Origin of the sequence: Rubripirellula lacrimiformis (assembly GCF_007741535.1) — a bacterium.
In the GTDB taxonomy this organism is placed as follows: domain Bacteria; phylum Planctomycetota; class Planctomycetia; order Pirellulales; family Pirellulaceae; genus Rubripirellula; species Rubripirellula lacrimiformis.
Window position 1 is genome coordinate 7,177,741 of record NZ_CP036525.1, and the last position, 12,018, is coordinate 7,189,758.

The following is a 12,018-nucleotide window of genomic DNA, read 5'->3' on the forward strand; positions in this document are numbered from 1 at the left end:
CTCGCTAAGCAACGAGTGATAGTCCCGACGTATGGCTGCTTATTTCAGAAGTCTGTGATGACCAACCCCTTTCCGCATCCGGATTCTGAACATGATGGCGAGCGTGAAACAGTTGACGAGAACCAAGCGGTCGGTGGTGATTCGGGGTTTTCAATCGCTGGCGAAGGCCCTTCGCAGCCGGCTTCAGTATCCGCAGAACTTGCCACTCATCCACGCTACGAAGTGCTTCAGGCAATCGGGCAAGGCGGTATGGGCAGCGTCTATAAATCGCGACATCGCCTGATGGATCGCTTGGTGGCGATCAAAGTCATCAAACCTGAGTTGATTCGAAATGCAAAAACGGTTCAACGCTTCCAGCGAGAAGTAAAGGCCGCGGCTCGGCTGTCCCATCCGAACATCGTCACGGCCTTCGACGCCGAACAGGTCGGTGAACTACATCTGTTGGTGATGGAGCATGTTGATGGTATCGATTTAGCCGAACTGGTGAAGCAGCGAGGACCTCTATCCATTCCTGTTGCCTGCGAGTGCATAGTCCAGGTCGCTGCCGGCTTACAGCATGCTTTTGAAAATGGCATGGTCCATCGCGACATCAAACCCCAGAATTTGATGTTGATGTCCGAATCGAAGAACCACCTTCGTGAGAGCCCTTTGAAGTTGCCTGGTATCACGATCAAAATTCTCGATTTCGGCTTGGCTTCCTTTGCCATGCCAGACGATTCAGGCGAAAACGCGAAGGCCGCAACCCATAGCATCACCGCGATTGGAACGTTCATGGGAACGCCGGATTATGTGGCACCTGAACAAGCTCAAGATGCACGTCAAGCGGATGTTCGCAGCGATCTTTACTCACTAGGAGCCACACTGCATTTTCTGTTGTACGGCCGACCGCCACGTGCGAAAAAAGAAGCGGAAGAGCTTGGCGTTGATCAAGCCAAAGCTGCTTCGCTTAAAGATGCGATCGATCAGCAGCAAGTGCCGGGCAGCTTGCGAGATGTCATCAAGCGGATGATGTCTCCTGACCCCAAAGATCGCTTTCAAACGCCCAGCGAAGTGATCGAAGCGTTGACTCCATTCACCACCGTCGATCAGGACACATTGCCGACGAGCAAAAACGACGATACTCCTGCGACCGCGCAACGATCGGTGTGGCGGCGGTGGGTGCTCGGGGCGGTCGTCTTGGTGTGCAGCGTCACTGTGCTCTTGCTGTTTTTCGGTCCTTGGCTCTTCAAATCAACAAAGGTCGGATCCTGGGCATCCAAACCGACACAACACGGTACGCCCCCTATGCCGGCGGCACCGAAAGCCAACCAAGAGTACCCACACATCGATGCGATCAAGAAGATTGACGTGGTCCGGGACAGCATCATTGGTCAGTGGCGAATTGAAGCGGATCAATTGATGACACCAGACTTCAAGCGTGGGCTCCGCGCCGTACTGGAACTGCCTCTCGACGTACCCGCTGAGTACGATCTGAAACTCGCAGTCGCACGTCGCAGCGACGCCAACGAACGCTTCGGTGGCTTGAACATTGCTTTCCCTATTGAAGACTCACGAGGCATGTTGGCGGTTGGTACTCACCGGGACGTTGGTGGCTGCTTCATCGAACGCATCGACGGAATCGCAGCGCACGAATTGTTACCAACCTGGACGGAAGGTTTCTTCTTTGAGATTGACGAATTACGCATCGTTGAACTAAGGGTCCGCACGCATGAAATCGTGGTTCTGATTGATGGTGCCGAAGCGATTCGATGGAGTGGAGAGCCAGCTCAAATTGAAATGCCACCGGGCTGGGAGATCCCCGACAGACGGTCCATTTTCCTTGGTGCGACTGGCGAATTCGCCCTAGAGAAAATTCAATTCACACCGGTTTTGAATTAACCCTGCAGAGTTGCAACCCCGCGACGGAAGGGCCAATTTTTTTGCTCAGTGGCGATTGCTCTCCCAGTGTCATTTCGATTCAAGACTCCTCTGGGACATCATCAAAAGCTTTTCTTTGGTTTCCCCAAGGCCTGGACCGTGTGAAACAACCTTACCATCAGAATCAACGAGGATGGAGTACGGGAAAAACGTTACCGGAAAACCTGCGATGGGAGCAGTAGGACCTCTCTCGTCGGTCGACAGGAAGGTAGGGTAACTCAGATTCATACGGTGGATCGCCTCTACAACCTCCGGCCCCTCCGTCCCGGCTGGGTGCATCCCGATGATCACGACATCCTCGCCAACCAAGTTCTGTAAATCGATAAGGTACGGATCACAGACCGAGCACCAGGTCGCCCAGAAGAATAGCAAACGAGGTTTGCCAGAAACGACGGGTTCTGTCCCGCCAACCCATTGCCCCCCAACGAAAGCTGGCGTTGATTGGCCGACCATTGCTTCCAGTTCTCGTTCTGACGCCGTCCATTGCTGCTGGGTCACCGGGTCCATTGGCGGTCGGAGGTAAGGAAACCCAAGCAGAAATGCGAGCACAGCAACGGTGCACACGAAGATCGATGCAAGCAGCAGAAGCCAGGTTGATACTGATCGGAGACGCGATGCGTCAGCGTTTAACTTCACGTTAGTGCCGGAGGATTTCAGTCGGATGGACGTCGTTGCGTCTGCGCATTTCAACAGCGTCAAGCAGATCGCCGCATGGAGAAAACGCAGTGAAAGTTCCGACGTCACAATCATGATCGTCTAGTCTAAATGTCGCATCCCGAGATGTATCGTTCACAGGGTGATATTCCCCAGTCTTCAGGGTACCTGATTGTGTGAACTCAAGCGTGTCGCCCACGAAAACAGGTTGCCGCCGCTCGCCTGCACCCCACGGTTCTTGCGATGGGCGTGCGGGGCAAGTGAATCGCGGATGGGAACCGTTCCGCACACGCCATCGACGCGACGCGGCCCACCATTGGCCAACTACTCCAAGGGGAAATAATACGCCGAACGTGGCGACCATCAGTCTTGAAACCACGTATAACAGGTGCACATTGCCACCCCATCGAGGGCGTGAACGAACAGCCCAAACCCGATACACAATGATTTCAGATTCCTCCTCCGTCGCTTCGAACGCTCGCGTGAAACCATTGGCGAAACGGGCGCTGGTCCCAGGGAGCCCGTCTCGCTTGAGTGGCCCCAGGCGCCTTGCCTCAGGCGAATCAGAAGTGAGTGCCAGTTTTTGAGTCCTGGAACCTTTGTTTTTTCATTGCCCCCCAACGAAAGCTGGCGTTGATTGGCCGACCATTGCTTCCAGTTCTCGTTCTGACGCCGTCCATTGCTGCTGGGTCACCGGGTCCATTGGCGGTCGGAGGTAAGGAAACCCAAGCAGAAATGCGAGCACAGCAACGGTGCACACGAAGATCGATGCAAGCAGCAGAAGCCAGGTTGATACTGATCGGAGACGCGATGCGTCAGTGTTTAACTTCACGTTAGTGCCGGAGGATTTCAGTCGGATGGACGTCGTTGCGTCTGCGCATTTCAACAGCGTCAAGCAGATCGCCGCATGGAGAAAACGCAGTGAAAGTTCCGACGTCACAATCATGATCGTCTAGTCTAAATGTCGCATCCCGAGATGTATCGTTCACAGGGTGATATTCCCCAGTCTTCAGGGTACCTGATTGTGTGAACTCAAGCGTGTCGCCCACGAAAACAGGTTGCCGCCGCTCGCCTGCACCCCACGGTTCATGCGATGGGCGTGCGGGGCAAGTGAATCGCGGATGGGAACCGTTCCGCACACGCCATCGACGCGACGCGGCCCACCATTGGCCAACTATTCCAAGGGAAAATAAGACGCCGAACGTGGCGACCATCAGTCCTGAAACCACGTAGAACAGGTGCACATTGCCACCCCATAGAGGGCGTGAACGAACAGCCCAAACCCGATACACAATGATTTCAGATTCCTCCTCCGTCGCTTCGAACGCTCGCGTGAAACCATTGGCGAAACGGGCGCTGGTCCCAGGGAGCCCGTCTCGCTTGAGTGGCCCCAGGCGCCTTGCCTCAGGCGAATCAGAAGTGAGTGCCAGTTTTTGAGTCCTGGAACCTTTGTTTTTTTGGAACCTTTGTTTTTTTCGTTGTCCTCCATTCAAAAAGCCGCTTGTGAAATCACAAGCGGCTTTTTTCGTGCGCCGATTTCCTCGCGCACCCTTTTCCGTCCCCAGAACGAAACCCGCCGCCCCCCCCGCGAAACGTTTCCGGTCGCGTAGGCACGAAGCCTCGGTCAAACCTTCTTGCGATATCGTCGCACGATCAATCCACCGGTGCTCAGCAAACTCAGCACCGCAATCATGGACGGTTCCGGAACCGCCGTTACGGAACCGTTGACAACGAGTCCCGGCGATCCGTTATTGAAGTTGACGAGACCGAAATTGCCGGAGGTCGACGTTGAGTTGAAAGCGGCCAGCGTGAAGTCGACTCGGTCACCCGGTGTCAGCGTGCCCAACCCGCCAAGATCGATGCCGAAGAAGTTGACGGGATTCGGTTCACCACCGAAGTCATGCGAGAAGAGCGCAAGCGCGGCACCACCATTGACCGAGGCTTGAATTTCGAAGGCGTCGGGCCCGCTGAAGTTACGCACCAATCGAATGTCCATCCCTTCCAAATTCACGACGTTTTCGCCTGAATTGACCGAGAACCCCCAGGTCCAAAAATCAAACACGGCTACGGCATCATCAAACGAATTGGACGTCGGATCCCAGTCCCCAAAACCGTAAGAATTGGTCAGGCCCAGACTCCTCAAGCCACGCTCGGCGGTCAGTGCATCGCCCGTGATCGACGGATCCACATTGGTCGGAGCGATCGTGAATCCGCCGCCCCCGGATGAATAGTTCATTAAGATAGCTGCATTCGCAGTTGACGCCGACAAGGCGACAGACATGCAAAACGCGGCGAGTGGGGATCCAAGTCGCAGGAATTTCTTAATCATCGGATAGCCTCAAAACATTTTCGAAAAAGGGGGACACAAACAAGTTTAAAAACGGACGGCGGCATCAATGGGCGCCGCCATTGATCGCCAAAGCACGATGTACTTGACGATTCCGTCGTCGGCATGCGAGACGAACGAAGCGGGATAGAAGTCAGCGGCTTTTCGCGCTAAGAGTTCAGCTTCGAATTCGGCGGTCGAAAGATCGCTCGAGACTTCCCATGCGACCGCATCGCTGTTTTCGCGAAACGTGCAGGCAATGCGAAAATCTTCCGTTCCCGTGTTGGCTTGCATCAGAATCGGCCGCCAATCACGTGCACGAAAGAGTTTTAGTTTGCCTTTGAACTCGTCCAAAGAAAGGCTTGCGTAGGCGTGGCAACCGACCCCCGGCAAATAAATGTGCATGAAGTGGGTGCTGACCTTATCCTCGGAACGCACATGGCAAATTGAGATCGGCATCCAGGCTTCGCGGCACGATTCTGCTAGTTTGGCATTCGGATCGTCCGGGCCCAGGTTGTAAGTTCCCCAGTCCTTTCGCCCCGTCCGCCAAATTGATAAAGCCTCGCATTTCAAAGGCGGCTTTCCGAATTTTGGAATGATCGTCCGCCAGACTTCACCGTGGGTCTGGTTGAGCCGTAGGTAGTTCTTGCCCGCCGCGTCGTCGTCCGCCATCGCATCGAATCGCCAATCGGCTTCCGCGCTGGGAACGCTTCGACGACGATCGACCGCGACCGCGTCAAACAGATTGGTGTCGTCGCCGTGTCGCAGATTGATTGCGATTGGGACATGGTTGCCTTTGAGGCGTTCAACCCATCGATTTAGGTTTTCTCGATCGACGCCATGAACTTCGCGAAAGGATGTAACCCGAAGGCCATTTGGTTTGGCGCGTGCATGCAATCGCCTTCCCGTTTCGACGCTCATCGCCAATCGGAGGCCCACGATCACACCTGGTTCGATATCCGGGGCATGAGAAAGGCTTGAACCCGATCGCCCCCGCACCGGCGGATAGTAGTAGTCGCCTCCGCGGATCAGGTGATAGGTTCGGTCCTTACTTTTGGTGGACAACGGATTGACTCGGATCACTTCTTTGGCATGGTTGGATCCGTCACTCGCGTTAGCAGAGACAGAAGCGGCGGCGGGCGGCTGACAAAAATCGGAAACGAACTCTCGGACGTTGCCGTGCATATTTCGTAGGCCAAACGGATTCGGCTTACCGTTTTCGACATCCCAGGGACTTCCATGAAACATCAGAACGTTCTCGCTGGCCGCAACCACTTCGGAGCCATCGCCGGTCCAGTACGGTGTCTCGGTTCCCGCGCGGCACGCGAATTCCCATTCGGCTTCGGTGGGCAGTCGGTAACCGATGGCCGGGCGAACTTCCTCGACCCAGGTTCGTTCGGGACCGTTCCAGGACGTGAAACCGTAACGCAGATTCAATCGATTGATGCAGTCCTGCATTTCGGAAAATGCCATCGATTCGACCGGCCACTTATCGGTATCGACGTCGAACACCGAATCCGATCGATAACCGTTGGCGGAATAGCGAGAGGGGTTTTGCGACATCACCGATTCGTATTGCTGCTGCGTCATTTCGGTCACCGCAAGGTAGAACGGACGCGTCAGTGCGACCTGACGAACGGGCGCATCGATCACGACGACTTCGGTGTGCGACGAATTCCGTGACGCCATCTCAATTTCCTGCTGAGGACTCCCCATCGCGAACTGGCCCGGTGGAATCAGCCGAAACTCGATTCCTCGCGGATCAGTGAAATCGACGGGCACGTCAAAGTACTCAGCCCATCGTTGCTGATGCTGCACTGCCGCATCAGTATTGAACGGAGCCATCGCGACCGACGGTGCATCACGCGGAAGAGCCCCCCAAACATCAGACACGGATGCATGCACCGGAGCCAGCTCAGTGATTCCGTCTGACGGCAAGTTGTTGGTTTCTTCGGTCGCCGGGAAGTTTGTGATCGCCGATGCTTGCTCACTCTGGTTCCACCAAAAAACTGACGCCACTGCGATCGCAATCAGTGGGGCGAATGCGATCACGGCCCAGATCGATCTGCGCCATCTGTGACGGTCAAAAACGCTTGGCGGCGGATCAGCGACGGGCATGATATCGGGCATGACATCAGTCGGGGCGGCGGCCCGATCATGGGAAGTCGCGACCAACAGTTCTTTCAAGTGCTCGGCTGTTTGAATCCGGTCGCCCGGCGACTTCGCCATCAACCTTTCGATCAGCCGACTAAGCAACGGCGGGCAGTCGGGAACCAGTTCCGAGATCGGACGCGGCTGAGCCTGAGCCACCCGCTGCATCACGGCCATCGATGTCGGTCCGCGAAACGGAGGCCGGCCCGTGACCATCACGTACATGACGCTGCCAAAGCTGAACAAATCAGCGCGTGCATCGACCGGCTTTCCAGTCGCTTGCTCGGGTGCCATGTACATGGGTGTTCCGATGACCGCGCCCGTCTGTGTCAAACTGGCATCGTCGACTGTCCGAGCCAAACCGAAATCGGTCAAGATGACGCGGTGCAAAGCCGAGTGTTCCAACAGGACGTTGCTGGGCTTCAAGTCACGGTGAACCAATCCGCTTCGGTGCGCGGCGGCCAACCCATCAGCCAGTTCGATCGCGATCCGCAGAACTTCGTCGATTTCCAGTGGTCCTTGATTGTCGAGTTCTCGTTGCAGCGTTGATCCTTCGATTAACTCCATCACAATCGCGGGTAACGGATCGTCCTCCACGCCGTAAACGTGAACCACGTTGGGGTGGCGGACCGCCGCGCACGCACGAGCTTCACGAAGGAACCGTTTTCGCGGCGGTGACGTGACCGCAAAATGCGGCATCAAAACCTTGATGGCGACCTCGCGTCCCAGTCGCGGATCAGAAGCTCGAAAGACCATCCCGAAACCGCCCTGGCCGATCAGTTCCAAAATTTCGTAATGTGCTAGCCGCCCGAGACTGTTTTCGACTTTCGAGGGGGCCAGAAAACTGAGGTCGGCCGTCGAGCCCGTCATCTCAGCCGTGGGCGAATCCGTGGTCACTGAATTCAGGCTAGGCGAATCCAACGTGCCACCAGGTTCCAAGTCTTCGTCGTTCTTTTCAAGGAAGTTTCCCACGCCTGCCGAGGACCGAAGCAACGAATCAATTCGCTGGCGCAGCGGTCCGGTGCTACCGCAAACACGATCCAGGTATTCGTGTCGGCCAGTCGGATCCTCGATCGATTTAGCAGTCAAGAACAGGGTTCGCTCTCGCATCGCAGCGTCTTCCGAAAAGGGGCTCTAAGAGATGCGACGTTGCGAGCGGTCGTACGCCAAAGAATTGAAAATTTCCGCTAAGAAAGTCCTTCACGCCGCCGGTGCGTCGTCGCACGCATCACCAAACATTTCGCGGTGCAACCATGCCCTTGCGAAACTCCACGATCGGCAAACCGTACGCGAAGAAATTCCCAAGGCTTCCGCCGTTTGCTCGATCGATAGGCCGGCAAAATATCGCAAGTGAATCACTTCGACCGCTGTTGGATCAACCTGCTGGAGTCGATTTAGGCCTTCATCGAGCGCCATCACATACTCGGGATGCACAAGACGGTCAGATTCAAATCCACCCAGCCCCGCCAACGTTTCCGGATCCAACGGAACGCGGACAAGGTTGCCGCCGCGTTTGAAACGATTTTTGGATCGAGCGTGTTCAATCAGAATGCGTCGCATCGCAGTCGACGCGATCGCAAAAAAGTGCCCCGAGTCGACCCACTGAGTTGAATCAGAGCCGACCATTCGTAGGTAAGCTTCGTGCACTAATCCCGTCGGATCGAGCGTGTGCGAAGCTCTCTCGTTGCGTAAATGACGCTTGGCCATTCGGCGAAGCTCGGTGTACACCAGTGGCAACAGATCACTGGACGCTTGTGCATCGCCGGATGCAATCCTGGACAAGAGTGTGTTGACATTTGAATCGATCATGGAACCAATACAAAACGGGTGCCGCTACAGTAACGGCCGCGTGCCGCCATTCCCACCAAGGGGCCTGACACCCCACTCGCAGACTATTAAACACACTGGTCGAGAGCGAAGCAAACCAATGTCGTGCTGAACCGGAATGGCTCGACTTATCATCGTCGTTGGACGGAGGAGTCTATGGACCTGTGCATGCGTGGAAATTCCAAACGCGAGAACCGGGAGATCCCATTGGCGCCTAAGCAACTTGCTCAGGCCGGTCAGGGAACCACTCAGTGGGAAAGCCTGACATGAACGCTGGTGGGGAGTCAGACGACTTCGTAATACCGCCGAATCGGACGAACAACGCAGGCACTGAACCTGTTGCGGAGTCCGCCGAGGGAAGGGAGCCGGCAAAGAAGAACGCAGGTCAAGCCGACTCGCCCCGCGCACCGAAGCGGAAACATGGCAGGTCTTACGGTTTGGCAGGCGTGCGTGAGACAGCTCGGGCTCAGCCCGAGTTGAAGTTCACGTCGCTGCTGCATCACGTCAACGGAGACTTACTAATGTCGCCCTTCTTCGACTTGAACAAGACCGCTGCGGTGGGCATCGACGAAGTGACGTGGCACGACTACGAACTGGAGCTTGAAGAACGTATCGTCGATCTTCAGGGTCGTATTCATCGGGGAAGCTACCGAGCAAAACCATCAAAGAGAATCTACATTCCCAAACCTGACGGGCGGCAACGTCCGATTGGTATCGCCTCGCTGGAGGACAAGATTGTCCAGAAATCGGCCGGTTGGATTTTGCAGTGTATTTACGAGCAGGGCTTTCTCGGATTCAGCTATGGCTTCCGGCCCGGCAAGAGCCAGCACAAAACGCTTGATGCGCTGAGTGTTGCCTCGACGAGCAAGAATGTGAGTTGGGTACTGGACGCCGATGGGGAGGGCTCCTTCGATCACTCATCTTGATGCCCCTTTCGACAACCCATTTTTTGCTGAAACGTCGTAACAATGGCCTGGAAGTCCGAGACGGTCTCTGGCGTATCGGGAAATAGGTAAGTTTCCTGGGTTATAGCCAATTGCGTCATCCTGGTTTCGCGACGGATCGGCGGAGCGATCCGCGACTTTGGAGTGGTTCCGATGTTGGGTGAGATGTTCGACACGAACGCGGATAGGTTTGTTGGTGAGCAGATGCATCCGCACCGAGCCCGATCGGTAACTTGGAGGGGTGCAAAATCATCAGTCCTCCCAAACCGTCGCCATGGGGCGGGCGCGCTGTTGTGAGCGATCCCGATGGCCATCGGGTTGAGTTGACCACTCATGCGAGCAATGTTCGAAAAACTACTGGCGACTTGAGTTCGAAGCCACTGAACCCCAAAGCAATGGCCCCAGAGAACCAAATAGCCCGACCGCGTGTAGAGGACTGCTGCCTGCTGAAATCGGAATTCGCTGAGACCACGCACCCTGCCGAGACCGTCGTTGGGGTATTCAACGACCGCTACGACATCGATCCGGAGGAGGTGATTCATCCCACGCAGTTCGATGGGCTTTCCGTCCTTCCCGCGTGCGATGCTCTTAAGGTTGAGAACGTCGCCAAACCATCAACAATCGGCGATCGCGGATTGGTGCTTGCAAGGTTTCTTCGGGACGCGTCGCACCTGTGCCAGCAGTTCATCGGCACTACGAGAATCCTCCGACCAGTTCGTCACCAAGAAGAACCAACGCGGCATCAAGTTCAACTGCCCCGTCTTGGAATCGGGCTGATCGACCACAACGAGGATCAAGCGTTGGGCGTGCGCCCAAGAGTCGACCTGGTAGGAACCAAGCTCAACGGTGTACTCGTAGCCGCCCGCCGGTGGTCGCCCCGGCGAACGGGCGATGTGTTGGGCTGCCAGCGTGTCGAGTTTCTTGTTCGTCTTCAGCCGTCCGACAAAACGCCTGTTTTTCGAGCTCAGTTCATCCATCACGCTGGGGATCGTGTAGCCCGCATCGAGTCGATAGTCAACGTGCTGGGCAATCGCGTGCGCGTGGGCATCGGTCTTGTCGACAAAGCGTCTCATGCCATTGGCGGTGTGAACTTGCACATTGCCACCCCATAGAGTGTCACGGAACTCCCAAAAGGGACCAGCGACGGGCGTTCGCACCCACCTCGAGAGGGGGCGGGAGTGCAAAAAGGGGGTAGGGGCCTATCGAAGACACTTGGGATCGACCGGAAAAAATGACGCCGAACTCGCTCGTCCTACTCTTTGCTTTACCATGTTTGCTCACGCAACTTATCTTCACTGCCCTGAAGCTTCCTCATCTGCTGATGCCATGCCGGATGGCACGAACGCGCACACCAGTCCCGAAGATAGCTTTGCCAGAGCTCAGCAAGTGAGCGTTCGGCAATCACTTCGGCAGCCCCGATTTCCTGAAGGGTCTTGCCTTACAGACTGACTGGATGGTTGCGCTTGCAAGCAATCCATGCTTGGATCCGTCGGCTGTTTAACAATTGCGAGAGAGAGGTCGTGAGCGTGCGGAGGCAGCGGAGTCCATCACGCTCTACAGTGTTGCTATAAGTCTCTGCTTCGCTGACCTCCAAAAAAACGTTCGAACTGGCCCCCCAGCAAAGCAACTTCCATTGCTGGTACTGCGAGAGCTTTAGGCACGGCGGTCGCCAAGCTGATCCCATCCCGTATCGCCACGACCAACGAGCATGTCCGGAACAAATCGGTGCATACCGCAAGCGCGTGGAAGGCTTGCTGAACCTTTAATGCGTCGGATCGTGACTTAGTTCGACCAGGAATGCGAATACAAAGAAGCAAGAGCCGATATCGGAGCCCCTGGGACTGCGTAAGCACTTTGAATCGAAATACTTTCGCACCGAAATTTTCTATCGCAAGGCTGTTCAGCTTTCTGCAAACGAACACCGCACTCCGTCATTGATTTTTTTGCAAATTTCCAAATGCAGTGAGCGGGTCAGCAACACTGGACCTTTCGTAGGTGGTAGTTTCACTCACTGCGGGCACTTGCAACTGGGGGGGGGCTTGAATGACGTGGCAACGAATTCAAACGGTTAGCCGAGGCTTTTCTTTCGGCAGATTTTCTCAAATCTGCTCTACACCAGCTCCATTCTGCGTGCTCCGTTCGCACCAAGAGACGCCAACATGCAGCGCGTTTCAACCTTCAGATCACCGCATTTCGCGC

Annotated in this window: 7 protein-coding genes; 2 read left to right on the forward strand and 5 right to left on the reverse strand. The window is 55.7% G+C overall.

Translation table 11 applies throughout. From position 1 onward, the window contains the following. Positions 1-57: 57 nt before the first annotated feature. Positions 58-1,878, forward strand: coding sequence for a serine/threonine-protein kinase (locus K227x_RS25095; RefSeq protein ID WP_145174463.1), 1,821 nt, complete (start codon positions 58-60; stop codon positions 1,876-1,878). Between the two features lie 69 nt (positions 1,879-1,947). Here K227x_RS25095 and K227x_RS25100 read toward each other — a convergent pair whose 3' ends face one another. From K227x_RS25100 to K227x_RS25115, 4 genes are all read right to left on the reverse strand, one after another. Continuing rightward, positions 1,948-2,667, reverse strand: a complete 720-nt coding sequence (locus tag K227x_RS25100; protein ID WP_145174466.1) for a TlpA family protein disulfide reductase — start codon at positions 2,665-2,667, stop codon at positions 1,948-1,950. A gap of 1,528 nt (positions 2,668-4,195) precedes the next feature. After that, positions 4,196-4,807 carry a PEP-CTERM sorting domain-containing protein gene (locus tag K227x_RS25105; RefSeq protein WP_218933512.1) on the reverse strand — a complete coding sequence of 204 codons (612 nt, stop codon included), beginning with the start codon at positions 4,805-4,807 and terminating at the stop codon, positions 4,196-4,198. A 138-nt stretch (positions 4,808-4,945) separates the two neighbouring features. Further along, positions 4,946-8,158 (reverse strand): bifunctional serine/threonine-protein kinase/formylglycine-generating enzyme family protein, encoded by a 3,213-nt coding sequence (locus tag K227x_RS25110; protein WP_145174472.1) that lies wholly within the window; start codon positions 8,156-8,158, stop codon positions 4,946-4,948. A gap of 90 nt (positions 8,159-8,248) precedes the next feature. Next, entirely contained in the window at positions 8,249-8,857 is a 609-nt protein-coding gene (locus K227x_RS25115; protein WP_218933513.1) for a sigma-70 family RNA polymerase sigma factor, read from the reverse strand. 539 nt (positions 8,858-9,396) lie between these two features. Between K227x_RS25115 and K227x_RS25120 the strand changes: the two genes are divergently transcribed. After that, entirely contained in the window at positions 9,397-9,801 is a 405-nt protein-coding gene (locus K227x_RS25120) for a reverse transcriptase domain-containing protein (protein ID WP_246146216.1), read from the forward strand. Between the two features lie 632 nt (positions 9,802-10,433). Here K227x_RS25120 and K227x_RS25125 read toward each other — a convergent pair. Continuing rightward, entirely contained in the window at positions 10,434-10,976 is a 543-nt protein-coding gene (locus K227x_RS25125; protein ID WP_315854324.1) for a transposase, read from the reverse strand. Positions 10,977-12,018: the final 1,042 nt, after the last annotated feature.

Excerpts from the sequence above, each read along its gene's own strand:
- K227x_RS25095 (WP_145174463.1), top strand. The coding sequence starts at position 58 with ATGACCAACCCCTTTCCGCATCCGGATTCTGAACATGATGGCGAGCGT.
- K227x_RS25100 (WP_145174466.1), bottom strand. The coding sequence starts at position 2,667 with ATGATTGTGACGTCGGAACTTTCACTGCGTTTTCTCCATGCGGCGATC.
- K227x_RS25105 (WP_218933512.1), bottom strand. The coding sequence starts at position 4,807 with ATGAACTATTCATCCGGGGGCGGCGGATTCACGATCGCTCCGACCAAT.
- K227x_RS25110 (WP_145174472.1), bottom strand. The coding sequence starts at position 8,158 with ATGCGAGAGCGAACCCTGTTCTTGACTGCTAAATCGATCGAGGATCCG.
- K227x_RS25115 (WP_218933513.1), bottom strand. The coding sequence starts at position 8,857 with ATGATCGATTCAAATGTCAACACACTCTTGTCCAGGATTGCATCCGGC.
- K227x_RS25120 (WP_246146216.1), top strand. The coding sequence starts at position 9,397 with ATGTCGCCCTTCTTCGACTTGAACAAGACCGCTGCGGTGGGCATCGAC.